Origin of the sequence: Nitrosomonas sp., assembly GCF_040256045.1 — a bacterium.
GTDB lineage: Bacteria > Pseudomonadota > Gammaproteobacteria > Burkholderiales > Nitrosomonadaceae > Nitrosomonas.
On the sequence record NZ_JBDZWD010000005.1, the window covers coordinates 1 to 26,756 of the forward strand.

A 26,756-nucleotide genomic window follows, 5' to 3' on the forward strand; every position below is an offset into this window, starting at 1 on the left:
TCGTCGCTTACTGTTTGTCCGATAACAAACCAACTTTGAATCTGACCAGAGTCAACAGCCTGGCTAAAGCTTAAGGGGCTTATCCCGAACTCAGGTTATCAAAGAACCATTGTCTCAGCGAGCACATCACCAGCCAGGATTTTCCTCTCCAATCCAGCAATTCAGCAGGTTACGGGCAGCAGGAATGATGTCTGACGCCACCATACCCAGCGGTCCATTCTGCTGTTTCAGTAATGCATCTGCTGCTGCACCATGCAGATAAACGGCCAGCAGCAGTGCGTTTTCCGGGGGCAATCCCTGTACCAGCAGTGCACCCAGGAAACCAGACAGAACATCTCCCGTGCCGGCACTGCTCAAACCGGGATTACCACTGGTATTGAAATGACAGTGACCGTTTGGAAAAGCACAGATACTCCCGGCCCCTTTCAGGACGATGGCACAATTGAATTCCCGAGCAAGGTTTCTGGCTGCCTCCAGCCGGTTTCGCTGGATTTCAGTTACGGTTGTATTCAGCAGGCGGGCTGCTTCTGCCGGATGTGGGGTAAGGATGGCCGCTGCTTTGCGTGCCTGGAGTGTGCTGCTCAATTCCGTATGCTGCGCAATCAGATTGAGTGCATCAGCATCCAGTACCAGGGGCAGGCAGGTTTGCAATGCTCGCTCCAGACAAATGCAGGCAGCGATTTCACTACCGAGGCCAGGGCCAATGATCAGCCCCTCCAGAAAATCCGGGTTGAAAAAATCGAAGGGCGAACGCAGCATCAGCTCGGGCTGAACCGGATCCACCGCCGGGACATCATCCTGTGCCAGCAGCCCCAGATAAACCCGCCCCGCTCCCAGTTTGAGTGCAGCCCGCCCGGCCAGCAGGGCTGCGCCGATCATACCGGTGGCACCGCCCAGAATCCCGAGTCTGCCATAGGTACCTTTGTGACTGTTGGCTCGTCTTGGGGAAGGTAATCTCTGAGCAATGCCTGCTCTATCGAGCCGCCAGTTTTGTGGCGAGATCAGCGCCACGGCATCCAGTCCCAGATCACATACAATGATTTCGCCGCAGTAATCACAACTGTCATGTGTCAGCAGACCCGGTTTGAGCGCGATGAAGGTAGTCGTAATGGCCGCTTTGACTGCCACATCCGGCACCCGGCCGGAATCACTGAGCAGACCGCTGGGAATATCGAGCGCAAGCACTGGCAGATTGAGCTGGTTGATCTGCCGGATGAGCTGCCGGTAGCTTTCTGCCAGCAGGCGTGTTTCGTTCAGGCCGATCCCGAACAGGCCGTCGATCACCGCATCCCATTGACCGCCGGGCGGAAGCTCCGGAATTACCGTTCCGCCGGCCAATTGCCACTGCGCCAGTGCCTGTCTGGCATCCTGTGGCAATCGTTCAGCCTCGCCGGTAAATATCAGTGTGACCTGTCTTCCCCATTCCCGCAGATGACGAGCAGCCACCAGCGCATCACCCCCGTTATTGCCCGGCCCGGCCACAATCAATATCCGTTGTTTGGCATCCGTCAGCAATCGGGTATGAGCGATCTTTGCGGCCGCTAGTCCGGCTTTTTCCATCAGTGGCGGTGGATGGGGCACGGATAGTACAAGTGATTCTATTTTGCGGATTTCAGCAGTAGTGTAGACGGGCCTGGTATTCATCTGGCAATAATCTGGTGACAGGTGTACTCGTGTAAAATCATGTTTTTTATTCAATTGACCGGTGGATCCCGATGCTGCAATTTTGCGGGCGCAATGCGCTTTCCCCTTTTCGTCTGGAACGCCTGCTCCATTCAATTCAGGCAATCGTACCGCAAATTTCTGGCATCACTGCCAATTACCACTATTTTTGTCAGGTTCAGCGTGATTTGACGCAGGAAGAAACTGACCGGCTGCGGCAGTTGCTCGATGTCGATGAAACCGAGGCACAGCCTTTTCCAGACAGCAAACTGTTACTGGTGGTACCGCGCCCCGGCACAATCTCTCCCTGGTCTTCCAAAGCAACCGATATTGCCCATTGCTGTGGTTTGAACGTAATCGAGCGCCTGGAACGCGGTATTTCCTTCGAATTGCGCTGCCAGGTAACGCTGCTGCCCGCACAATTATCCCGAATCGAAGCATGCATCCATGACCGCATGACCGAGGTAGTGCTGCATTCGCTGGCTGAAGCCACCCTTCTGTTTCATCATGCAGAACCGGGCACAATGGGTGAAATCGATCTGACAGGTCGTGGAATCGACGCACTGCTCCAAGCCAACCGGGAAATGGGGCTTGCATTGTCTTCTGACGAAATCGATTACCTGCTGGATTATTTTACCCGTATCCAGCGCAACCCCACCGATGTCGAACTGATGATGTTTGCGCAAGCCAATTCGGAACATTGCCGGCACAAGATTTTCAATGCCGACTGGATAATCGATGGCGTACCACAACCGCATTCGCTGTTTGGCATGATTCGGCACACCCATCAAAGCCATCCCCAGCATACGATCGTTGCCTATTCGGATAATGCTGCGATTCTGGAAGGGGAAACTATCGAACGGTTTTATCCCGGAAAAGGTAACCAATACGGCTATGCACCAGAGTTGACGCACTGGCTGGTCAAAGTGGAAACACACAACCACCCGACAGCAATCTCCCCTTTTCCAGGTGCGGCCACTGGGGTGGGGGGTGAAATCCGCGATGAAGGCGCAACCGGATCCGGTGCCAAACCCAAGGCAGGACTGACCGGATTCAGTGTCTCCAACTTGCAGATTCCTGAAGCCATACAGCCTTGGGAAACCGACTTTTACGGCAAACCGGGGCACATTGCATCCGCACTCGACATCATGCTGACCGCACCGATTGGCGGTGCAGCTTTCAACAATGAATTCGGTCGCCCGAATCTGGCCGGCTATTTCCGCACTTATGAAACGGAAGTCAGTGGCCGGATGCGCGGCTACCACAAACCTATCATGCTGGCCGGAGGTATTGGTCAGATTTCCGCGTTGCATACCGCAAAAGAACCTTTCCCGGAAGGCACTCTGCTGATTCATCTGGGAGGGCCAGGCATGGCCATCGGGCTGGGGGGGGGCGCCGCTTCCAGCATGGATGCCGGTACGAATGAAGAAGCACTCGATTTCAACTCGGTGCAGCGGGGCAATGCCGAAATACAACGTCGTGCACAGGAGGTGATCGATCGCTGCTGGCAGCTGGTGCGCAGCGGGCAACCCAATCCGATTCTGGCCATTCACGACGTCGGTGCCGGCGGGCTTTCCAACGCCCTGCCCGAACTGGTGCACGATGCCGGACGGGGCGGCTGGTTTGATCTGCGCGCAGTTCCTTCTGACGAACCTGGAATGTCACCCATGCAGATCTGGTGTAATGAAGCACAGGAACGTTATGTGCTTGCCATCCGACCGGAATCCCTTTCCCTGTTCCAGGCAATCTGCGAACGTGAGCGCTGCCCGTTTGCTGTGGTCGGAAAAGCACTGGCAGAGCCCCAGCTGATCGTGACGGATGAACGTTCATCCACTCATCCAGCCGATATGCCTTTGCCTGTATTGTTGGGGAAACCGCCCAAAATGGTGCGTGATGTCAGACGCATCCGCCCTGACCCTGCTCCACTGGATAAAACCGGTATGCAGTTGCAAGAAGCGGCCCGCCGTGTTCTGTGCCTGCCGACCGTGGCAAACAAATCCTTTCTGATTACGATTGGTGATCGCAGCGTAGGTGGCCAGACCGCACGGGACCAGATGGTCGGCCCGTGGCAGGTTCCGGTAGCCGATATCGCGGTTACCACGATGGGCTTCCAGACGTATTCGGGTGAGGCATTCGCGCTGGGTGAACGCACGCCGCTGGCTGTGATCGATGCGGCCAGTTCAGCCCGCATGGCGGTAGGGGAAGCGGTTACCAATCTGGCGGCTGCCGCGATTACTGGCTTGGGAACGGTCCGGTTATCTGCCAACTGGATGGCCGCAGCGGGACACCCGGGCGAAGATGTTGCCCTGTATGATGCCGTATATGCCGTGGCGATGGAATTGTGCCCCACACTGGGAATCAGTATCCCGGTAGGCAAGGATTCATTATCGATGAAAACCGCCTGGTACGATGATCAGCCTAAAGAAGTCGTTGCGCCACTCTCACTGATTATTTCAGCATTTGCCAAAGTATCCGATGTGCGTAAGACTCTCACGCCACAACTGCGTACAGATAAAGGCGAAACGGAGCTGATTCTGATCGATCTTGGCAATGGCAAAAACCGTCTCGGCGGTTCAGCACTGGCTCAGGTTTATGCCCAGTCAGGCAACGATGCGCCTAATCTGGAAAGCCCGGAAGAACTCAACGCTTTTTTTGATGCGATTCAAACACTCAATGGCAGCGGATTGCTGCTGGCTTACCATGATCGCTCTGATGGCGGCCTGTTCGTCACGTTATGCGAAATGGCCTTTGCCGGACATTGCGGTATCACCCTTGCGCTCGATTCGCTGATTTCGTTGAGCGCTGAGCCGGTTGATGATTGGGGTGGACAAGTGCTGTCAGCCTTGTTCAATGAGGAACTCGGTGCTGTCATCCAGATCGAAGCTCGACATCATGACGTAGTAATGGCCGTTCTGGCGAATGCAGGATTGGAACAAATCAGCCATATGATCGGCAGTCCGAACCGGCAGGATGACATCATTTTGACGCATGATGGCACGACTGTATTCCAGGAAAAGCGTGTGGTGTCACAGCGTATCTGGTCGGAAACGAGCTTCCGGATGCAAAAGTTGCGTGATCATCCCGAATGTGCACAGCAGGAGTTCGATCAGATTCTGAATACGGATGATCCGGGGTTGCATGCACAACTGACCTTTTCACTCACTAAATCTGTTGCTTCTGCACCGGCTATACTTGCCAGTCGTCCTGCGGTCGCGATTCTGCGTGAACAGGGCGTGAACGGTCATGTGGAAATGGCAGCAGCTTTTGATCGTGCCGGGTTCGACACAGTAGACGTGCACATGAGCGACATTCTGTCCGGGCGGGTGAAACTGGCCGGATATAAAGGGCTGATCGCCGGAGGAGGATTCTCTTATGGCGATGTGCTCGGTGCAGGCCGGGGATGGGCGCAGTCGATTTTGTTCAATGCACGGGCACGAGATGAGTTTGCAGTGTTTTTTGCGCGCACCGATACCTTTGCTTTAGGTGTATGCAATGGTTGCCAGATGATGAGCCACCTGCAGGCGATCATTCCGGGAACGGCCCACTGGCCCCGTTTTGGACGTAACCGCTCCGAGCAGTTTGAAGCGCGTTTTGTCATGGTCAGAATCGGAACCAGTCCTTCGCTGTTTTTTGATGGCATGGCAGGCAGCCGCTTGCCGGTGACCGTTGCCCATGGTGAAGGGCTTGCGGTATTCCGGGATGATGAACAACTGGTTGCGGCACAACCCTATATTGCATTGCAGTTTGTCGATAATCGGGGCTCGCTTACCGAAACCTATCCGCTGAATCCAAACGGTTCACCTGCAGGTGTTACCGGTATGACTTCAACCGATGGCCGGGTGACGATCCTGATGCCGCACCCGGAAAGAGTTTTCCGTACCGTACAGCATTCGTGGCATCCTGACGATTGGCCGGAAGATTCTCCCTGGATGAAAATGTTCAGAAATGCCCGTAAATGGGTCGATTGATCGGCTTAACGCAGCATTTTCCATCACTCGTTTTTACAGATTCCTGATAAAGAAAGATGACAATGATCAATTTCAAGTCTGACTGGCGGCTTGCCATAAGCAGTTTGCTGTTGCTGGGGGGAATGACGAACATCTCCGATGTTTCTGCCCAAACCGGATCGGAAAAAAAAGCTGCTTCTGCAAGTGAGCAAGCTACCCAGGGTGCATGTGTCCCGGCTGCAAGCTGGGTAATCCCCGGCAAGGGGGAAACGACGCTCTCCAGCGTGATAGCGTCAGTAAAAGACAAATCGGTAGTGTTGCTGGGCGAAACTCATATCAATCCCGAACATCATCGCTGGCAATTGCAGATGCTGGCTACCTTGTATGCTGCTCGCCCGGATATGGTAATCGGCTTCGAGATGTTTCCGCGACGGGTACAGAAAATTCTGGATCAATGGGTGGCTGGTGAACTGACGGAATCAGAATTTTTATCCCGATCCGAATGGCAGTCGGTCTGGAACACCGATGCATACCTGTATCTGCCCCTGTTCCACTTTGCACGGATGAATCGTATTCCGATGCGTGCACTCAATATCGATATCCACCTGAGACGGGCCGTCACGGCCAAAGGATTTGACGGCGTACCGGAAAAGGACAGAGAAGGAGTCACGCGGCCAGCCCCGCCTGCACCGGAATATCTGGAATTTCTACTGCCGATTTATATGCAGCACGGCCGTACTCCTCAGAAAATTGCGGAAAAAAATCAGAAGCCGAACCGTTACGACCCGGATTTTCTGCGGTTCGTCGTCAGCCAGCAATTATGGGACCGGGCAATGGCACAGGAAATTCATGCAGTGCTGAACAGTTATGACAAACACAAAAAACCGCTGATAGTGGGTGTCATGGGATCCGGACATATCCTGAAAGGATTTGGTGTGCCACATCAGTTGAAAGACATGGGTGTGAAAAAAATAGTTTCCCTGCTGCCATGGGATACGAACCGGCCCTGTAAACTACTGACCGACCGCTATGCGGATGCGGTATTCGGCCTGGCTCCGTTTACACCGGAATCGAGCCCCCCTTCGCAACAACGTCTCGGGATCAGCTTTGAATTCAGCCAGAAGACTGCAGGCGCTCACGTGTTACAGGTCGAACAGCGGAGTATTGCTAAATCTGCCGGATTGCAGGCTGGGGACGTGATTCTCGAAATGGCCGGCAGTACACTCAAGGAAAGCAGCGATGTCATTGATGCGGTCAAGCGTCAGGCACCGGGCACCTGGCTGCCTCTGAAAGTGATGCGGGAAGGCATGATCAATGAAATCATCGCGAAATTCCCGCCATTAGTGAAATAAAACAGGAAATCAGACCTTTTCCTGTAATGATTTATAAAGTGTGAAATCGAGCTGGTGCCGCTGCAGCAATTTGTAAAACTCCGTACGATTGCGTTTGGCCAGCTTGGCCGCCTGAGTCACATTTCCGGCGGTAATTTTCAGTATTTTTACCAGATAATCTCTTTCAAACTGCTTGCGAGCTTCATCGAATGACGTCATCTGCTCTTCATCCTTGTGCATAGCGTCACGGACAAGCTCACAGGAGATGAGCGGAACCGCACTCATGACAACGCTCTGTTCGATGACGTTCATGAGTTGCCGAATGTTGCCCGGCCAGGAGGATGCCAGCAGAAAACTGATCGCTTCCGGAGAAAATCCGTTGACATCTTTTTGATGCTTCTCGGCAAATACGCGTAGAAAATGATTGGCTAGCAGAGGAATGTCTTCACTGCGCTGGGCAAGCGAGGGAACCGTCAGTCCCACCACGAAAAGCCGGTAATACAGATCTTCACGGAAATTTCCCGCCTGGATTTCTGATTTCAGATCCCTGTGTGTAGCGGATATGATACGCACGTTGATCGGAATACTCTGGGTGGAGCCAACAGGGCGGATGACTCTTTCCTGCAGCGCGTGCAGCAGTTTTGCCTGCAGCAGCAGAGGCATATCACCGATCTCATCCAGAAACAGGCTGCCACCATCGGCTAACTGAAACAATCCCTTGTGATCCCGTACCGCACCGGTAAATGCACCCTTGGCATGGCCGAACAGCTCGGATTCCAGCAACTGTTCCGGAATGGCAGCACAATTGATGGTAACGAACGGCTGGTCACAGCGCCGGGATGCCTGATGAATAGCACGAGCAAGCAATTCTTTGCCAACACCGCTTTCACCGGATAACAGTACACTGGCATCCCCTTGCGCCACGCGACCTACTTTTGCAAGCAAATCTTCCATGACCGCGCTCCGGGTAACGATGGTTTTGCGCCATGGGGAAACGGGTATCTTGCTGGAAAGCGTTTCAACGGCAGGTGCGAGATCAATAGCACGTTCAACCTGACCAATCAGAATTTTAGGATCGTAAGGTTTGGTGAGATAACCAAAAATCCCGCGTTGCGTCGCAGCCACAGCATCTGGGATAGTGCCGTAAGCAGTCAGGATAATGACCGGTAGCGTCGGAATGTTGCGATGGATGTACTCAAACAGTGCCATACCATCAAGCCCACCCATTTGCATATCACTGATGACGAGGTGGGGGCGGGAGATATCGAGATAATTGATCGCTGCTTCAGTGCTGTCCGCAAGTGTGGTTTCATAGCCAGCTGCCGTTAAACGGATGGAAAGCAGCTCAAGCAAATCCCGGTCATCATCTACCAGAAGAATTTTCTTGTTTGGTATCATTTGACTTGTTGGTCAGGGTGTATTGTTACGCATCAAGTCTTTTTCGATATTTTTGATTGCATTAATCTTACTCTTCAGTGTCCTTACTTCAGTCTCTGAAGCCCGTAGCTTTTCGGACAAATTCTGTATGTGTAAATTCGCTGTCCACTGTCGCTTGAGTAATAATACCAGCAAGTTTCTGAAGGCTGTTGTATCCGGAGTGGTTTCAATCTGTTCCGGAAGATTTTCCACGAGATTCAGCGCAGTACGGTTACTTTGAAAACTGGTGTTCGGCAGTAGCAACAGTATCAGCAGTTTAAGTCGCTGCTGCATATCGGTACTCTCCCGATAATGACTGTTCGCATACTTGTATTCTTCTAAAAGCTCTGCTCTGGACTTACTCTGCAGCGAATCATAATAATGCATCAGCTCATTCAGATCACTCCACGGACCTGGTTCCTGAATGATTTGTATTTCCGCTTGTTCGGATGACTCATGTACGGGCTGGGCAGGTGTATGCGTACACCCTGCCAATATTAGGGATAATGTTAATCCTGTCAATAATTTAAAAATATATGTCATGTCGTAGATTCAAAACCGTTGATGGGCAAAATCAGTCGAAAATGGGCACCGTGCTTTCCGGTATTGCGAATGAGTCCGATATTCCCCCCGTGAGCGATGGCATATTCTTTCGCGATCGCCAGCCCCAGGCCCGTGCCCCTGACATGGCTTTCGGGTGTATTGTGTCCTTGGTAAAACGGCTCGAATATCCGGCTGCCATCACTATCATCCACGCCTGGGCCGGAATCTGTCACATCAATCTGCACTCTGTTTTCATTATATGAAGCCGTTATTTCAATAAGGCCACCAACCGGAGAAAATTTGACGGCATTGGAAAGTAGATTATCGAGAATGATATCCAGTTTTTGTTTGTCGCATTCCAGAGACAATTCCGGGCAGTTCAGGCTGATTTTAAGGCTTTTACTCAAAATGGAAAGATTTTGTGCCTGTATTGCGCTATTTATTATTCTCTCCAGTCTGACGGATTGCTTGACGAGCGTAATGATTTCTGCCTGTAACGCACTGAAATTCAGCAGATCTTCAATGCGTTTCTGCAGTTGCAGACTGCTGGTATGAAGAATTCCTGCGATGAGCTGTTGTTTATGATTGAGGTTACCTGTGATCCCTTCGGCCAGCAGATCAGCCCCTTCCCGAATGGCAGTCAGGGGTGTTTTCAGTTCATGCGAAATATGACGAAAGAACTGTATTTTCTGATCTTCCAGCTTGAGCAGGCGCTGCCGTAGCCAATCCAGACGCTCACCAATATAGACCAGATTCTGTGGGCCATTGACGTGAATGGGACGGGAAAGCCTGCCTTGACCCATTTGAGCAATTGCTTCATCGATCTGACGGACAGGACGAGCAATGAATACAGAAAAAGCCAGTGCGAGAAAAATAACCAGTGGAACCAGAATCAGCAATTCCCATTCGACCAGTGAACGCGTTTGTGTGGCAATTTCGCTCATGTTACCCACATTCTGCCCGATCATCCGGAAGCTGTTGGTTGAAAACTCCTGGGCAAGTGTAAGCAGCCCGGCAAAACGCTCGAGCAGGTACTGTAACTCCTGCGGATGTTCGTTCAGATTCAGTATTTCCTTAAAAATACTGGTTTCGAGCAAACGCAGTTTTTCCAATGGCAGCCGTTGCTCCGGATAAAGGGAAATGACGGAAAGGTGATTGGTAATGTTTTCAAATTTGGTATGTGCAAGAAAATAGCCTTCCAGCAGGGAGGCATCATCCAGTACCAGCGCATGTTGTACGCTACGCTGCATCGCCATGATTTCGCCGATGATAACGCTGGTACCATTAGTAATCTGTGTCGCCTGGTAAACATTGTGTCGGCTTTGTTCAGATAACTGATCGATACGTACCGCACTATATACCAGAGCACCGATCAGCGGCAGGCCGACAATTGAAAATCCGATCAAGATCAAAGCCAAAAATGATTTTGGTTTATATCCGGATCCGGTTTTCCGGTGTATCTGCCCGGGAGATGCAACATCTGTAGAAATTTTCATAGTGCAGGTTTACCTTTCATGCAACCTGAGTGACAATACCTGGGTAGAAAGACTCAGGCCGTTTTTTCATATTTTTCCTAGGCGCCAACCACCGATTTTACCTCTCATGTTGCTGATGATTGATAATTACGATTCCTTTACCTATAACCTGGTGCAATATTTGGGTGAACTGGGTGAAGAAGTCATGGTCATTCGAAATGATGAAACTACAGTGGAGGCAGCTCGGCAATTGAATCCTGCCGGTATCATCATTTCACCGGGCCCGTGCACCCCTGATGAAGCAGGTATTTCCGTGGATCTGATCAAGCAGCTCAGTGAAATAATTCCCATACTGGGCGTGTGCCTCGGTCACCAGAGTATCGGACAGGCTTTTGGGGGGCGAATTGTGCGTGCCGAAAAAGTCATGCACGGTAAAACGTCACTAGTTTTTCACGATGGTAAAGGTATTTTTCAGGGAGTGCCTGATCCGTTCGTGGCAACCCGTTATCATTCACTCGTCATCGAACGGTCAAGTATACCTGATTGCCTTGAAATCTCTGCCTGGACCGAAGATAACGAGATCATGGGAGTACGACATCGCACACTATCGGTCGAGGGTGTGCAATTCCATCCTGAATCGATATTAAGTGAACATGGCCACCTGTTGCTAGGGAATTTCCTTCATGGCAACTCTATTCAAAAGCATTCTTCAATGTGTGAAGTGTGAATCCGCAGGCAATCCTCGCTCGAATTCTCGAGCAGCATGAAATTCCTTATGAAGAAATGATTGAACTGATGCGCGCGATCATGTCAGGAAACGTATCGCCTGTCATGACGGCTGCCCTGGTCACCGGGTTGCGCATAAAACGCGAGAGCATCGGTGAAATCAGTGCAGCCGCTAAAGTCATGCGGGAACTGGCCGTGCGTATTGAAGTGCCTGATGCGAGTCATCTGGTCGATACGTGCGGTACTGGCGGAGATGGATGCAATACTTTCAATATTTCAACCACTTCCGCTTTCGTGGCTGCCGCTGCGGGCGCACAGGTGGCCAAACACGGCGGGCGTTCCGTATCAGGTAAAGTGGGCAGCGCCGATGTGCTGGAAGCCATCGGTATCAATCTCGATCAGACGCCAGACCAGATTACCCGTTCCATTACCGAAGTGGGTATCGGCTTTATGTTTGCTCCCAATTTTCATCATGCTATGAAACATGCCGCTCCTGTTCGAAGGGAACTGGGCGTGCGCACGGTCTTCAACATCCTGGGGCCGCTGACCAATCCTGCCGGTGCCAGCAACCAATTACTCGGTGTATACCATGCCGATTTGACCGGTGTACTGGCACAGGTACTGCTGCGGCTGGGAAGCCGGCATGCCATGATCGTGCATGGCAGCGACGGACTGGATGAAATCACCCTGTCCGGCCAGACCAGAATTGCAGAACTCAATGGGGGTGAAGTACGGGAATATAGCGTACAGCCGCAAGATTTCGGGCTGGAATGCGCTGCTATTACATCTCTGCAGGTGAACAGCACAGAGGATGCTCAGGCAATGCTTCTGTCTGTACTGGATAACCGCCCGGGACCTGCCAGAGATATCGTTCTGCTCAATGCGGGAGCAGCAATTTATGTCGCCGGGAAAGCAGATTCCTGGGCTCAAGGAGTTGAAATGGCCCGTGACATGCTGGCCAGCGGTGCTGCAAAACAGAAAATGCAGGCATTGGTTGAATTCTCTAATCAGGTAAGTTTTTAGTATGTCAGATATTCTTGATCGCATCCTTGCCGTAAAGAAACAGGAGGTCGCGGCCGCTCGGGCAAAAAAATCACTGGAAGAAATCCATAAGCAAGCAGAAGAGATGCCTGCTTCGCGCGATTTTCTCCAGGCGATACGCAGCCGGATCAGTCAGCATCGTGCCGCTGTGATTGCAGAGATCAAACGGGCCAGTCCAAGCAAAGGTGTGTTGCGCGGACGAACAGAAGCACTCAATCCACAAGGATCGGGGCGTGCGGAAAATTCACCTGGGCGAAATCCGATTCCACAAGATTTCATCCCGGCAAAAATTGCCGCCAGTTATGCTCGAAATGGCGCTGCCTGTCTGTCAGTCCTGACAGATGAACAGTTTTTCATGGGCAGTGCCGATTTCTTACAGCAGGCACGCGCTGCCTGTGATTTACCAGTATTGCGCAAGGATTTCATACTGGACGAATATCAGATCTACGAAGCACGCGCGATGGGAGCGGATTGCATACTGTTGATCGTCGCAGCATTTCTTTCACCGGTTTTCCAGCAGGATGCCTCTGTCAATCAGGGCGACAGTGCACTCGAACGGATGCGCATATTGGAAACCACGGCACAAGCACTAGAAATGGCCATACTGGTAGAAGTACACGATGCAGATGAGCTCGATCTCGCGCTGCAATTGACTACTCCGCTCATCGGGATCAACAACCGCAACCTGCGAACTTTCGAGACTACCCTGGATACCACCGTACAACTGGTCAGGCACATACCAGCCGGGCACATCGTCGTCACCGAAAGTGGTATCCGTACCCCCGCCGATGTGGAAATGATGCTGTCCCAGCATATTTACACTTTTCTGATCGGGGAAACATTCATGCGGGCACCGGATCCGGGTACCGCACTGGCAAGCCTGTTTACGACAAACCTGACGTAAACTGCGCTGCGCCATCAATCGGGTAACTATCTTCCCGACCAGAATATAACAATAATGCTTCAATCAACCAAAAGGAGACCTTTATGAACTTCAGAAAACAACTGACAGGCGGTTTGAGCAGCCTGATTCTTTCAGCAGTAATGTCCGGCAGCCTGCTGGCAGCGGGTATGGCAGAATTTAACGACAAGGGGGAGCTGTTGCTGCCGAAAAATTACCGTGAATGGGTAATGGTCGGCACCCAGGTAACACCAAATGAATTGAACGATGGCAAAGCACCTTTCACTGAAATCAGAACAGTCTATGTCGACCCGGAAAGCTATGCTCACTGGAAAAAAACTGGTGAATTCAGAGATGGGACGGTAACTGTAAAAGAACTGATCAGCGTTGGCGACCGTAAAGGCCCGGGCAGTGGAAATGGCTACTTCATGGGCGACTATATCGGGCTCGAGGCATCGGTCAAGGATTCACAACGCTTTGCAAACGAGCCGGGCAACTGGGCTTTTTATATTTTCTATGTTCCTGACACGCCGCTAGTTGCTGCAGCCAAAAATCTGCCCACGGCGGAATGTGCTGCCTGCCACAAGGAAAATGCGAAGACAGACATGGTCTTCACACAATTTTATCCTGTGTTACGTGCCGCCAAAGCAACCGGTGAATCCGGTGTAGTCGCGCCCAAGTAAATAGCTGATATAAATTCAACACGCAACAGGAGTATGCGGTAACCCGATGTACGTTACCGCAGCGAAATACTCCTGTTTTTCTCTCCTTCACTCTCCTCGCGGTTACGGCCGGTTACAGCCTGGTGATAAAATGTTGACACTATGGCCAACATTACCATCCGCGAATTTTCTGCCCACGCCTACGAAATACTCAGTGCACATGGTTTGCCGTCCGTGCTTGCACGCATTTTTGCAGCGCGCGGTATAAATCACCCCGACCAGCTCGAAACGACGTTTGCCCGCATGGCATCGTTCGAGCAATTAAAGAACATCCAACGGATCGCCGTGTTACTGGCCGATGCTATCGCCGCGAAAAAGCGTCTGCTCGTCATCGCCGATTACGACACCGATGGTGCGACTGCCTGTGCCGTTGCCCTGCGTGCGTTACGCCAGTTTGGTGCCATGGTGGAATACCTCGTGCCTAACCGTTTTGAATACGGCTATGGATTGACACCGGAAATCGTGCGCCTGGCAGCAGACCAGGCTTCTCCTCCTGATATTCTGATCACAGTGGATAATGGTATTGCCAGTGTAGAAGGCGTAGAGGAAGCCAACCAGCTGGGAATGCAGGTATTCGTCACCGATCATCATTTGCCGGGTGACCGGTTGCCGGATGCAACCGTCATCGTCAACCCCAACCAGCCGGGATGCAGCTTTCCTGATAAACATATTGCCGGAGTCGGCGTGATTTTTTACGTCATGCTGGCGTTGCGAGCGGAATTACGTGAACGAGGCGCTTTCACAGCGACCGGCAAAGAACCCAATCTCGCCAGTCTGCTTGATCTGGTCGCATTGGGTACCGTTGCCGATGTGGTCAGGTTGGAAGGAACCAACCGTATCCTGGTGCAGCAAGGGTTGCAGCGTATCCGCAATGGCTACTGCTGTGCCGGTATGCATGCCTTATTCAAAGCTGCCGGGCGAGATTTCAGCCGCGTCACCACGTATGAACTGGGGTTTATTCTTGCACCCAGATTGAACGCTGCCGGGCGACTGGATGATATGTCACTGGGAATCGAATGTTTGCTGACCGAGGATGAATCCCGTGCCTTGCGTCTGGCCAGCGAGCTGGATGAACTGAACCGCCAGCGCCGTGAAATCGAGTCAGGCATGCGGGATGAAGCCATGGACAAACTGGACGATGTGATCAATCTCCTGAACCAGTCCGATACGCCAGCAGATAACGGGAAACAATCCGTTTACAGCCTGTGTCTGTACGATCCGGCCTGGCATCAGGGAGTCATCGGCCTGATCGCTTCGCGTGTCAAGGACAGACTGCATCGGCCGGCCATCGTTTTTGCGCAAGGCAATGACGGCGAAATCAAAGGCTCAGGCAGATCGATTCCCGGTCTGCATCTGCGTGATGCACTGGATCTGGTCACAAAACATCACCCGGGATTGATCATCAAATTTGGCGGTCATGCCATGGCTGCCGGTCTGACAATATACGAACAGCATTTCGAACAATTTCGTACCGCATTCGAGCGAGTCGCGCAATCACTGCTGACACCTGCAGATTTAATCCAGGTGATTGAAACCGATGGTGAACTGGCAGAAGCAGATCTGACTCTGGAGCTGGCACAGTATCTGATGGATCAGGTCTGGGGACAAGGATTTCCCGAACCGAGCTTCAATGGCTGTTTCCGGGTCGAAAATCAGCGTATCGTCGGAGAAAAACATCTGAAATTGAAATTGCGAAAAACCGGTGCTGCGCAGGTATACGACGGGATTCTGTTTTTTCATACCGAACGGCTGCCCGCGGAGATCGATGCCATCTACCGAGTGCAGATAAACGAATATAACGGAAACACCCGCATGCAATTATTGCTGGAACATTGGTTTGAATCCGGCCAGGCACACTATGGATGATCTGTTTCTTCTTGAGCAGGAGCGGGGTTATCTGGCTCAATTTGCCACCAGCCTGGCAATCGGATTACTGATCGGCCTGGAGCGCGAACGTAGCCCGGCTGCCAAAGCAGGGCTGCGTACTTTTGCGCTGGTTGCCATGTTTGGTACGCTGACTGCGATGCTGTCCCACAAAGCACAAACTCCCTGGTTGCTGATCAGTGGTTTGTTACTGGTCGGAATCATGGTGATTGTCTCTTACCGGGATAAACGGGATATGCCGGAAGATCCGGGCACCACCACAGTAACCGCAGTGCTGATCTGCTATGGGCTGGGCGCCATGGTATGGTATGAAGAATCAACGCTAGCTGTCATGCTGGCGATCATCACGACCATCCTGCTTTATTTCAAAACTGAACTGCAGGGAATCACACAAAACCTGACTCGCAAGGATCTGATCTCGATACTGCAATTTGCGGTACTCAGCTTTATCATCCTGCCGATTCTGCCCGACAGGAATTATGGTCCTTTCGATGCATTTAATCCTCATCAGATCTGGTTGATGATCGTGCTAATCTCAGGGGTCAGCCTGGTGGGTTACATTGCACTGCGTTTCATCGGCCAGCGTTACGGGGCAGTACTGCTGGGTGTGCTGGGCGGACTGGTTTCCAGCACTGCCACCACGCTGGTATTTACACGCCGCAACGGGGATAGATCTGATATCACCAATCTGGCTGTTGTCGTGATTTTACTGGCCAATCTGGTCGTACTGGTCCGGATTGCTTTGATTACCGAAGTAATTTCACCTGTGATTTTCCCTTATCTCCTGCCAGTTCTGGGAGGTGGGCTTTTTCTGGGACTGATCACTTCGCTGTTCTGGTGGCGTGAATTCAGCCAGCAGCAGATCATTCCCATGCCGGATACGAAAAATCCGGCGGAGCTGACCACTGCCATAGGATTTGGCCTGCTTTATGCCGCCGTGCTGTTCCTCAGCGGGTGGCTGTCAGACATTGCCGGCAGCAGCGGGCTGTACGCCGTGGCAATTATCTCCGGACTGACCAACGTGGATGCAATCACGCTGAGCAGCCTGCGTTTGCACGGACTGGGCAAGCTGGAAATCGTGGAAGTGGTTACCGCTATCACGCTTGGGGTCATCGCCAATCTGATTTTCAAGCTGGGATTGATCTTTTTTACCGGTAACAATGTACTGGCCAGACGATGCTTCCTGGGGACGGTAGCCATCATTGCCGGCCTGGCGGGTACACTTTTCACAGCTTCATATCTGTCATATTTTTAAGCAAATCACACTTTACACTCTGTTTGTAAAATCATGTCATCCAAACCTAATCTATCTTCTTCGGAACCATTACCGCATTACACTGGTTTGGAAGGTTCCAGTGATGCCTGTGCCCTGGCGCAGCTCGCAAGCCGGAACCCGGCCGGGCAGTTACTGGCAATCATCACGGCCAGTGCACTGGATGCACAAAGATTGCTCGAGGAAATTCCCTTTTTTGCACCCGATCTGCGCGTGAGCCTGTTACCGGACTGGGAAACGCTGCCCTACGATATCTTTTCTCCTCACCAGGATCTGATTTCGGAACGTCTGGCTACTTTTTACCAGATTACCCATAACGCCTGCGACGTCTTGATCGTCCCGGTTACGACAGCGTTGTACCGGATGCCGCCGCAAGAATTTCTGGCAGCACATTCATTCTTCGTCAAGCAGGGCAGCACGCTGGATCTGCAGGCATTTCGCAGCCAGATGTCACTGGCAGGTTATTTCCATGTATCGCAGGTGCTTTCACCGGGGGAATACAGTATCCGCGGGGGATTGATTGACCTGTTCCCGATGGGCAGCCCGCTGCCTTATCGTATCGATCTGTTCGACGATGAAATTGAATCGATACGCACTTTTGATGTCGATACGCAGCGCAGCATCTATCCAGTCAAGGAGATCCGGCTGCTGCCGGCGCGGGAATTTCCACTCGACGATAACGGGCGCAGTCGATTTCGCACTGGATTCCGGGAAAAATTCGAGGGTGATCCCACACGCTGCAGGCTTTACCAGGAAATCAGCAAGGGTAATATTCCCGCCGGGATCGAATATTATCTGCCGCTTTTTTTCGAACAGACGGCCACCCTGTTCGATTACCTGGTGCAGCACTCCACAGTGTGCCTGCATGGGGAGATCGCACCAGCCATCGGAAATTTCTGGCAGGATACCCGTTCACGTTATCAGTTGATGCGCAGTGATCCGGATCGGCCTTTGCTTCCTCCGATGGATCTGTTTTTGCCGGAAGATCAGTTTTACGGCTACCTCAAATCATACAAACGAATAGAAATACATACGGGGCAACAGGCAAAGATCGATAAGCCTTTTGCCTGCTCCCTTCCGCCTGTGCGGGTAGACCGGCGCGCTTCCAACCCGATCGAGCAGCTGACCGCTTTTGTCCATACATTTACGCAAAAAGGTGGACGGGTTTTACTACTGGCGGAAAGTGTGGGGCGACGCGAGCTGATGGCAGAATACCTGCGCGAATACGGCCTGAAACTGAAACTCTGCGAGGATTTTGCCGCATTTCGATCAGACACTGCCCCTTGCATGCTCAGTGTGGCTTCCCTGCACAGCGGCTTCATTCTTGTTGCCGAAAATCTCGCGCTGGTTACCGAAAACGAGCTGTATGCCACGCACGTACGCGGACAGCGTACACGTGATACACGCAAGACTGTTTCGGCCGATTCCATTTTGCGTGATTTGTCCGAAATCAAGCCCGGCAGCCCGGTAGTACATGAACAGCACGGTATCGGGCGTTATCTCGGGCTGGTAAACATGGATATGGGTGAGGGTGATTCGAGCCAGTCCAGTGAATTTCTCGCTCTGGAATATCAGGGAGGAGACAAACTGTATGTGCCGGTCACGCAGCTTCATCTCATCAGCCGTTACAGTGGTGCTGCACCGGAAGCGGCTCCACTGCATAAACTGGGGAGCGGCCAATGGGAAAAAGCCAAGCGTAAAGCGATGCAGCAGGTGCGCGATACTGCCGCTGAACTGTTGAATCTGTACGCGCAGCGTGCTGCCCGTGAAGGCCATACATTCCGGTTCAACCAGCATGATTACAATGCTTTTGCCGATGGTTTCGGTTTTGAGGAAACACCGGACCAGGCGGCTGCCATCAATGCGGTCATCCAGGATATGGTGTCCGGTAAACCGATGGATCGGCTGATTTGCGGTGATGTCGGCTTCGGCAAAACGGAAGTCGCTCTGCGGGCGGCTTTCGTTTCAGTCACCGATGGCAGGCAGGTAGCCGTACTGGTTCCCACCACATTGCTGGCAGAACAGCATTATCAGAATTTTTCTGATCGTTTCGGGCTGATTGCTGATCAGTGGCCGGTAAAAATTGCCGAACTTTCACGTTTCCGGTCAGTCCGGGAACAGTCCGAAGCACTGCAAAGCCTGACGCAGGGAACGACCGATATCATCATCGGTACACACAAACTGATCCAGGATAAGGTCAAATTCAAAAACCTGGGATTGGTCATCATTGATGAAGAACATCGTTTCGGAGTACGTCAGAAAGAACAGCTCAAAAAGCTTCGTGCCGAAGTGGATGTGCTGACGCTGACCGCAACACCCATCCCGCGTACGCTGGCGATGTCACTCGAAGGCCTCAGAGATTTTTCGGTAATTGCTACTGCACCTCAGCGACGACTGGCAATCCGGACATTCGTACATCCCTACTCGGAAGGAATCATCCGCGAAGCCTGTTTGCGTGAACTGAAACGCGGCGGGCAGATCTATTTTCTTTACAACGAAGTCAGCACCATTCAAAACATGTATATCAGACTGACCACGCTGCTGCCGGAAGCAAGAATAAACATTGCACATGGGCAAATGCGGGAAAGTGAACTGGAGCATGTCATGCGCGATTTCTACCAGCAGCGTTTCAATCTGCTGCTGTGTACCACCATCATTGAAACAGGGATAGACGTTCCCACTGCCAACACCATCATCATCCATCGCGCCGATAAGTTCGGGTTGGCACAATTGCATCAGTTACGCGGCAGGGTCGGCCGTTCGCACCACCAGGCGTATGCCTATCTGCTGACACCGGAAAAAGCAGCGCTGACCACACAGGCAACCAGGCGCCTGGAAGCTATTCAGGCAATGGAAGAACTTGGATCCGGGTTTTATCTGGCCATGCATGATCTGGAAATTCGCGGTGCAGGTGCCGTGCTCGGTGATTCACAAAGTGGTGAAATGCAGGAAGTAGGGTTCAGTCTTTACAGTTCTCTGCTGGATGCAGCAATCAAATCATTGAAAGCTGGTCATGAGCCGGACATGCAGCAACCTCTGGGAGTTTCCACAGAAATCAGATTGCATGTACCAGCGCTATTGCCAGAAAGTTATTGTGGTGATATCCACGAACGATTGATTCTGTACAAGCGCATGGCGGGTTGCAGTGATGAGGCAGAACTGGATGAGATTCATCAGGAGCTGATCGATCGATTTGGTCTGTTACCTGATCCTGCTCGCGCGTTACTGGACAGCCATCGGCTGCGTATCGAAGCCAAGCAATTAGGTATTACTCGTATCGATGCCGGACCGGACAACATTCAATTGCAATTTGTGCCGGAACCTCCGATCGAAGCCATAAAAATCATTCAGCTCATTCAGAGTGGCAAGGAATACAGCCTGTCAGGGCCTGATCGCCTGAGCGTCCGACTGCAGATACCGGATATTGGCGAGCGAGTTAAAAAGATCAAAAATTTGATGGCGTTACTGAAAAACTAAACCAGCAAGTTTTACCCGTAGGTGGTTTCTTTATCGAAATCCTGCCAGATATAATGCGGACGAACCGTCGGTTGAGTAGGAATAAAAAAGGTTACGGCGTCCAGTGCACCGAACACGGTACGGCCGACCGTATGCATGATGCCGGTCACAAGGCCGATGGTCAACCCGTAAGCAGCCCCATCACGCCGGCTGGTAAGAATCACGGTTTTGGGGAGTTCGATAACCCCGGTTACAGCGTTGGCAATACCGTTGACCAGTTTTTCACTCGCCGCGACCGGATAGCTTTGCGGCATATCACGCTGCGCCATAGCGGTTTGTGGCAGTACACAAAACAAAATCAGAAAAACAACCTGTGTGATTGAAGTTTTCATTATTGGCGTCTCCTTGATCTTATTTTGGCAACAGTGAGTCTGGTCAGCGTTCCAGTTTATCCACTTTGTCTGTAACGGATGCCCATTCGTCTGCATCCGGCAGCGCATCCTTTTTCTCAATGATCGGATCCCAGATTTTTGACAGTTCCGCATTGAGTGCGATGAACTGGCGCTGATCTTCGGATACATCATCCTCTGCATAAATGGCTTCCACCGGGCATTCTGCCACACACAACGTGCAGTCGATACACTCATCCGGATCGATCACCAAAAAATTGGGGCCTTCACGGAAGCAATCCACGGGACATACGTCGACACAATCGGTATATTTACATTTGATACAGCTTTCAGTTACTACATAAGTCATGATGATGTTCCTTGAGTGACACTTTCCGAAAGAAACTTGCGATTCTAACAGAATCTCGACAAATTCTGCTACACACCCGAAGTGGGGAGTTATTAGCGGTGATTTGCCACTTTTGGCTTTAAAGAGTGTTTATGCTAACTACGGTATCGGACATGCTATGTAGCGCAGGATTCATTCAACGAGAGTCAGACACGGTAAAGCTCAGACAACGTTGCCTGAACCCTGGTGCCCGGGGCCGGAATCGAACCGGCACGGACGTTAATGTCCGAGGGATTTTAAGTCCCTTGTGTCTACCAATTTCACCACCCGGGCAATTACGAAGATATGGAGGCGGGGGTCGGAATCGAACCGGCGTAGACGGCTTTGCAGGCCGCTGCATAACCACTCTGCCACCCCGCCGTGAACTTGTTTGGAGACGCCACCTGCTCTGCGGCGCCAAAGCATGAAAATTTGACGTGGACTGAAAATGCCGGAGGATACAGTATAAAACTGGAGCGGGAAACGAGTCTCGAACTCGCGACCTCAACCTTGGCAAGGTTGCGCTCTACCAACTGAGCTATTCCCGCAAATCATACCGGACTATACTGGTATTTGCCTCTCGACAGACGAGTGATTATAGAGACCCTTTCGATTTTGTCAAGAATAATGGCTCTGGTAATGGTCTTCCGATCAAAGAAGAATGAAGTTCGAGTCAAGTTCTCGTACCTTCAAAACGATTCATCCTTTCCAAGATAGCGCCATTTGCCTTCCGGCAGATCAGCCAGCCGGATCTGCCCAATCCGCACGCGTTTCAGCCCGACTACATTCAACCCGACCAATTCACACATCCGTCGGATCTGTCGCTTTTTTCCTTCTTGTAGGATAAAACGCAACTGATCCTGGTTCAATCGACTCACTTGGGCAGGTTTCAACGCCTGACCATTGAGCTGCAAACCATGGTTGAGCAACGCCAGCCCTTCACGTGTCAAATTTCCGTTTACCCGCACCAGGTATTCCTTTTCGATTTGTGAATGTTCTCCGATCAATTGTCTGGCAATACGGCCATCCTGGGTAAATACCAGCAATCCTTGCGAGTCGATATCCAACCGACCGGCTGGTGCAAGATTTCTAAGGTGTTGTGGTACAAACCTCAAAGATGAACGATCCCGATGAAAATGGGAATCATTGCTGACAAGACTGATAGCGGGTTTGTAGCCAGGTTCGGGCTGGCCAGATACATAACCAACCGGTTTATTCAGTAAAATCGTCAGCTGCTGATTCTGTCTGATCTGGGCTGCTCGATCGAGCACAATTTCCTGCCAAGGATGAATCTTCGTCCCCAGTTCACGAACCGGCTGACCATCCACATACACCGAGCCCTGTTCAATGTAAACATCCGCTTCCCTGCGTGAACATATCCCCAGACTGGACATCAATTTGGACAAGCGAACTTTTTCCATCAGTGAGCAAAACCTGGAAACAGTTTATGACGTCATATATGAGCGATTTACCTGCTCTGATCCCGTACAGGCAGCCGCCAGATAAACGTAAACAGAATCATGGCCAGTAAGGCCAGCATACCTTTCAACCACCAGGAAGAAACAATCAGAATCGAGCTTCCGAAAGACAGCGCCATCACCAGGTATGCCCAACGCTTGACATGGCGCGCCACGCTGCGGTACTCGCACCATTCCCGGATGATCGGACCGGCGATGCGATGGTTGAGTAAATAGCTGTGAAAACGCTCGGAGCTACGTGCAAAACAACCGGCCGCAAGTAAAATAAAAGGGGTCGTCGGTAATACCGGCAGGAATATACCCAGTATACCCATGAACAGGGCTGTCACACCTATACTCAGGTACAGCCAGCGCATGACGGGTGAATCATGCAACTGAAGCAGGTGAATATTTTCCTCTGATCGGTTTACTATTCCATCAGGTTTTGTTGACATGACTACCTCCCCCTCCTGGTAAACTGCCTAAATATCGATGTTCCTTGCGCGCAGGGCATTGCTTTCAATAAATGCCCTGCGAGGTTCAACCACATCCCCCATCAGAGTGGTAAAAATTTCATCCGTCAGAATACTGTCTTCGATCTGCGCACGCAGCAGGCGACGGTTACCCGGATCCATGGTAGTTTCCCACAATTGCTCCGGATTCATTTCACCCAGTCCTTTGTAACGCTGAATAGTAAAGCTCTTTTTCGCTTCTTCCAGCAGCCACTCCAGTGCTTGCTTGAATTTTCGAACGGGAATTTCCTGTTCGCCCCGTTTGACTTTTGCTCCTTCTCCAATTAAGCCGTGCAATATTTGTGCAGCCTGCCTGATTTTAGCGAAATCACCACTCTGCAGAAAATCATCGTCTAGATAGCTGGTACGCAGGTTACCATGTTGTTTACGGATGATCTTGAGACGATAACGCTCCAAACTCTCGTCGTACTCGGCAAAGATGTCGACATCATCCAGGAAAATGGCCAGGCTAGCGGCACTTTCCATGGCACTGGTTTCAGAACTCAAGTCGATGTCCGGCTGCTCAAGCAGCGCATACATAACGGTACGATCTGTCAGACGGCTCATCCGTTCAATTACTGCTTCCGCCAGAAGATATTCATCCGCAATTCCAGCCAGAGCTTCACCAGTGATGGGTGGGTTATTCGTGCCGGTATGCAATTCTGCACCTACCAGGGCTAGGCCAAGTATGTAACGCTTAAGTTCATAATCATCTTTCAGATAGCGCTCCTGTTTACCATGCTTGATTTTGTACAAGGGGGGTTGCGCGATATAAATATGCCCTCGTTCAATCATTTCAGGCATCTGCCGATAGAAAAAAGTCAGCAGCAAAGTTCGGATATGCGATCCGTCCACATCAGCGTCAGTCATGATGATGATACGGTGGTAGCGCAGTTTGTCAGGGTTGTATTCATCCTTGCCGATGCCGGTTCCCAGCGCTGTTATCAGTGCCACGATTTCCTGGGAGGAAATCAGTTTATCGAAACGGGATTTTTCAACGTTAAGTATTTTTCCTTTGAGTGGCATGATAGCCTGGAATTTTCGATCACGTCCCTGTTTGGCGGAACCACCGGCAGAATCACCTTCCACCAGATATAGCTCGCATAGTTTAGGGTCTTTTTCCTGACAATCCGCCAGCTTTCCGGGCAAACCCATACTGTCCAGTACGCCTTTTCTGCGTGTCAGCTCCCGAGCTTTTCTGGCAGCTTCCCGTGCCCTGGCTGCTTCGATGATCTTGTTACAGATAATCTTGGCTTCATTCGGATTTTCCAGCAGAAAATCGGAAAGTTTCTGCACAACAATCTCCTCGACTACCGGGCGTACTTCTGATGACACCAGCTTTTCCTTAGTCTGGGAGGAAAACTTGGGTTCGAACAGCTTAACCGACAAAACACAAGTTATCCCTTCGCGCATATCATCGCCGGTCGTATCAACTTTAGCCTTTTTGGCCAGTTCATTTTTTTCGATGTAATTATTAAGTGTTCGTGTCATGGCTGCACGAAGTCCGGTCAAATGAGTGCCACCATCTTTTTGTGGAATATTGTTAGTAAAACACAGTACTTGTTCGGCATAACTGTCATTCCACTGTATTGCAATTTCAACGGTGATATTGTCTTTCAGACCTTTGGCGTAAAAAATGCTGGGATGTAGCACGGTTTTGCTGCGGTTGATATATTCGACGAAATTGCGGATACCTCCGATAAAGGCAAAAACTTCTTCCCGATTATCGCGTTGGTCGGCCAATTTGATTTTGATGCCATGATTGAGAAAAGAAAGCTCACGCAGCCGCTTGGCAAAAATATCGTAATGGTAAGTAATATCGCCAAAGACTGATCGACTGGCGAGGAAGTGTACTTCGGTTCCATGTTTTTCAGTCTGGCCGATTACTTTCAGAGGAGCAACAGCAACCCCTTCCCGGAATTCCATCTGATAAACATTGCCATCTCGGCGAATGGTCAGGCGCAGCCATTCGGACAAGGCATTCACCACAGAAACTCCTACACCGTGCAGCCCACCGGATACTTTGTAAGAATTGTCATCAAATTTTCCACCTGCATGTAATTCTGTCATCACGATCTCAGCTGCCGAACGTTTCAGTTCGTCATCCTGTTTGATGTCGGTAGGAATACCACGACCATTATCATGAATGCTGACAGAATTGTCAGCGTGGATAATGACGGAAATATCGTCGCAATAGCCGGCCAAAGCTTCATCAATAGCATTGTCGACCACTTCGAACACCATGTGATGCAGACCAGTACCGTCGCTGGTATCACCGATATACATCCCAGGGCGTTTGCGTACTGCATCCAGTCCTTTCAGGATTTTGATGCTGTTTGAATTATAGTCGCGTTGATTGTTATCGGTTTTTCTGACGGATTCGGACTGATTTGTGTTCATGTTTGTGGTTTCTCTTTTTTGTAATTCCGTTGGGGTAGTCAAATGTGAATCATTCACGCATCGGCATCAGAACATGCCTGAATTGCTCGTCATCCGGCAATGTGATCAGAATGGCGCTTTGCATGCTCTCAAACGAACACTTGATCCGTTCGCTGTCCAGGTTGTTCAACACTTCTATCAGGTAAACGATATTGAAACTGGTATCAATCGTCTCGTTTGAATAAACGATTTCGATTTCTTCCTGTGCTTCTTCCTGTTCCTTATTTTTAGCTGAAATATTCAGTTTTCCGTTGGTAATGTTCAGATGAACATTACGAAACAGATCGTTGCTGCTGGAAATGATCGCAATACGCTGAAGTGCGTGAAGGAAATCGAGCCGGTTGACGTCGAACTGGAATGCACTGGTTTGCGGAATTGCGCGTCTGAAATCAAGAAATTTTCCTGAAATCACTTTTGAAACCAACACGGCCTCAGAAAAACGGAAGTATATCTTTTTCGGATAGATCTCGACGGTGACTGGTTTATCGCTATCTTCCAGTTGCCTGATCAGTTCCAGTACAGTCTTGCGTGGAACGATGGTTTCGGACCTTTCGAAATTTCCATTCAGATCGATCGAGGTTACCCCCAATCGGTGCGTGTCGGTGGCTACCAGCTTCAGTTCGCTGTTTTCGATCAATAACAGCAGTCCGTTCAGGTAATAACGCAAATCCTGCTGCGCCATGGCATGTGCCACCCGTTGCAGATGTTTCTTGAGAACCCGCTGTGCCAAAGTATATGTCGCGCTGCAGGGTTCGCTATCTCGGATCATCCTTGGAAAATCCTCTGCCGGAAGCAATTGCAGACTGAAACGGCTTTTTCCGGAAACGATTTGTAAACGGTTTTCCGATTGGGTCAATTCGATGGTTGCACCGGATGGTAGTGCACGCAATATATCCTGCAGTTTTCTGACAGAAACGGTCGTCTGCAAGATACCTTGGTTTTCCAGTTCAGGAATACTGGAGGTTACTTCAGCTTCTATCTCCAGATCGGTAGTCACCAGGGTTAATTGTCCATTTCTGATTTCGATCAGAGTATTCGAAAGTATCGGTAGAGTATGTCTGCGTTCCACAATACCGCTAACTGTCTGCAATGGTTTGAACAGCTGATCCCGGTCAGTTATTGTTAATTTCATTTAATTGAGAGACTAAATAATAGTTAATCAGTGATATAAATCAGGATAAGTAAATAAATGTA

19 protein-coding genes and 3 tRNA genes are annotated in these 26,756 nt (G+C 50.9%); 9 read left to right on the forward strand and 13 right to left on the reverse strand.

All coding sequences use genetic code 11. The features are described 5' to 3' along the window. Positions 1-126 precede the first annotated feature (126 nt). The gene (locus ABUL11_RS01795; RefSeq protein WP_350282157.1) at positions 127-1,644 is read right to left on the reverse strand and encodes an NAD(P)H-hydrate dehydratase; all 1,518 of its coding nucleotides are present in this window, start codon (positions 1,642-1,644) and stop codon (positions 127-129) included. 71 nt (positions 1,645-1,715) lie between these two features. Here ABUL11_RS01795 and purL point away from each other — a divergent pair, with 71 nt between their 5' ends. Further along, the gene (purL, locus tag ABUL11_RS01800; protein WP_350282158.1) at positions 1,716-5,630 is read left to right on the forward strand and encodes a phosphoribosylformylglycinamidine synthase; all 3,915 of its coding nucleotides are present in this window, start codon (positions 1,716-1,718) and stop codon (positions 5,628-5,630) included. Between the two features lie 56 nt (positions 5,631-5,686). Further along, positions 5,687-6,961, forward strand: coding sequence for a ChaN family lipoprotein (locus ABUL11_RS01805; protein WP_350282159.1), 1,275 nt, complete (start codon positions 5,687-5,689; stop codon positions 6,959-6,961). A gap of 9 nt (positions 6,962-6,970) precedes the next feature. Here ABUL11_RS01805 and ABUL11_RS01810 read toward each other — a convergent pair whose 3' ends face one another. From ABUL11_RS01810 to ABUL11_RS01820, 3 genes are read right to left on the reverse strand one after another with little or no spacing between them, the layout of a single operon-like run. After that, positions 6,971-8,338, reverse strand: coding sequence for a sigma 54-interacting transcriptional regulator (locus tag ABUL11_RS01810; protein WP_350282160.1), 1,368 nt, complete (start codon positions 8,336-8,338; stop codon positions 6,971-6,973). A gap of 12 nt (positions 8,339-8,350) precedes the next feature. Next, positions 8,351-8,899 (reverse strand): hypothetical protein, encoded by a 549-nt coding sequence (locus ABUL11_RS01815; protein ID WP_350282161.1) that lies wholly within the window; start codon positions 8,897-8,899, stop codon positions 8,351-8,353. Next, positions 8,896-10,395, reverse strand: a complete 1,500-nt coding sequence (locus tag ABUL11_RS01820) for a HAMP domain-containing sensor histidine kinase (RefSeq protein WP_350282162.1) — start codon at positions 10,393-10,395, stop codon at positions 8,896-8,898. The genes ABUL11_RS01815 and ABUL11_RS01820 overlap by 4 nt, the downstream gene beginning before the upstream one ends. A 106-nt stretch (positions 10,396-10,501) precedes the next feature. On the opposite strand from ABUL11_RS01820, the gene ABUL11_RS01825 reads away from it, so the two are divergent. The 7 genes from ABUL11_RS01825 (at position 10,502) to mfd (ending at position 20,398) form a co-directional block, all read left to right on the forward strand. Next, positions 10,502-11,101, forward strand: a complete 600-nt coding sequence (locus tag ABUL11_RS01825; RefSeq protein ID WP_350282163.1) for an anthranilate synthase component II — start codon at positions 10,502-10,504, stop codon at positions 11,099-11,101. Beyond that, positions 11,098-12,123: an anthranilate phosphoribosyltransferase gene (gene trpD / locus ABUL11_RS01830; protein ID WP_350282164.1), complete on the forward strand. Its 1,026-nt coding sequence runs from the start codon at positions 11,098-11,100 to the stop codon at positions 12,121-12,123. Before ABUL11_RS01825 ends, trpD begins: the two co-directional genes overlap by 4 nt. A gap of 1 nt (position 12,124) precedes the next feature. Further along, a complete protein-coding gene (locus ABUL11_RS01835) occupies positions 12,125-13,045 on the forward strand; it encodes an indole-3-glycerol phosphate synthase TrpC (RefSeq protein WP_350282165.1) in 921 nt (306 codons plus the stop codon). Positions 13,046-13,128: 83 nt separating this feature from the next. Then, complete coding sequence (locus ABUL11_RS01840; RefSeq protein ID WP_350282166.1) at positions 13,129-13,725, forward strand: cytochrome P460 family protein; 597 nt, start codon at positions 13,129-13,131, stop codon at positions 13,723-13,725. 141 nt (positions 13,726-13,866) lie between these two features. Continuing rightward, entirely contained in the window at positions 13,867-15,630 is a 1,764-nt protein-coding gene (gene recJ / locus ABUL11_RS01845; protein WP_350282167.1) for a single-stranded-DNA-specific exonuclease RecJ, read from the forward strand. Further along, the gene (locus tag ABUL11_RS01850) at positions 15,623-16,903 is read left to right on the forward strand and encodes an MgtC/SapB family protein (protein WP_350282168.1); all 1,281 of its coding nucleotides are present in this window, start codon (positions 15,623-15,625) and stop codon (positions 16,901-16,903) included. The genes recJ and ABUL11_RS01850 overlap by 8 nt, the downstream gene beginning before the upstream one ends. 33 nt (positions 16,904-16,936) lie before the next feature. Continuing rightward, on the forward strand, positions 16,937-20,398 hold the full coding sequence (gene mfd, locus ABUL11_RS01855) for a transcription-repair coupling factor (protein WP_350282169.1): 3,462 nt from the start codon (positions 16,937-16,939) through the stop codon (positions 20,396-20,398). Positions 20,399-20,409: 11 nt separating this feature from the next. On the opposite strand, the gene ABUL11_RS01860 is transcribed toward mfd, so the two are convergent. The 9 genes from ABUL11_RS01860 to dnaN all read right to left on the reverse strand — a co-directional run bounded on the left by ABUL11_RS01860 (position 20,410) and on the right by dnaN (position 26,694). Next, positions 20,410-20,769, reverse strand: a complete 360-nt coding sequence (locus ABUL11_RS01860; protein ID WP_350282170.1) for an exosortase system-associated protein, TIGR04073 family — start codon at positions 20,767-20,769, stop codon at positions 20,410-20,412. 43 nt (positions 20,770-20,812) lie between these two features. Next, positions 20,813-21,136 carry a ferredoxin FdxA gene (gene fdxA, locus ABUL11_RS01865; protein WP_350282171.1) on the reverse strand — a complete coding sequence of 108 codons (324 nt, stop codon included), beginning with the start codon at positions 21,134-21,136 and terminating at the stop codon, positions 20,813-20,815. 223 nt (positions 21,137-21,359) lie between these two features. Next, positions 21,360-21,448, reverse strand: a tRNA-Leu gene (locus ABUL11_RS01870). Positions 21,449-21,461: 13 nt separating this feature from the next. After that, a tRNA-Cys gene (locus ABUL11_RS01875) sits at positions 21,462-21,535 on the reverse strand. Positions 21,536-21,626: 91 nt separating this feature from the next. Beyond that, positions 21,627-21,702 (reverse strand) — tRNA-Gly (locus ABUL11_RS01880). Between the two features lie 141 nt (positions 21,703-21,843). Beyond that, positions 21,844-22,575, reverse strand: a complete 732-nt coding sequence (locus ABUL11_RS01885) for a pseudouridine synthase (protein WP_350282172.1) — start codon at positions 22,573-22,575, stop codon at positions 21,844-21,846. Positions 22,576-22,622: 47 nt separating this feature from the next. Beyond that, on the reverse strand, positions 22,623-23,066 hold the full coding sequence (locus ABUL11_RS01890) for a YbaN family protein (protein ID WP_350282173.1): 444 nt from the start codon (positions 23,064-23,066) through the stop codon (positions 22,623-22,625). Positions 23,067-23,093: 27 nt separating this feature from the next. Continuing rightward, positions 23,094-25,523 carry a DNA topoisomerase (ATP-hydrolyzing) subunit B gene (gene gyrB, locus ABUL11_RS01895; protein ID WP_350282174.1) on the reverse strand — a complete coding sequence of 810 codons (2,430 nt, stop codon included), beginning with the start codon at positions 25,521-25,523 and terminating at the stop codon, positions 23,094-23,096. Between the two features lie 49 nt (positions 25,524-25,572). Further along, positions 25,573-26,694, reverse strand: coding sequence for a DNA polymerase III subunit beta (dnaN, locus tag ABUL11_RS01900; RefSeq protein WP_350282175.1), 1,122 nt, complete (start codon positions 26,692-26,694; stop codon positions 25,573-25,575). Positions 26,695-26,756 lie beyond the last annotated feature (62 nt).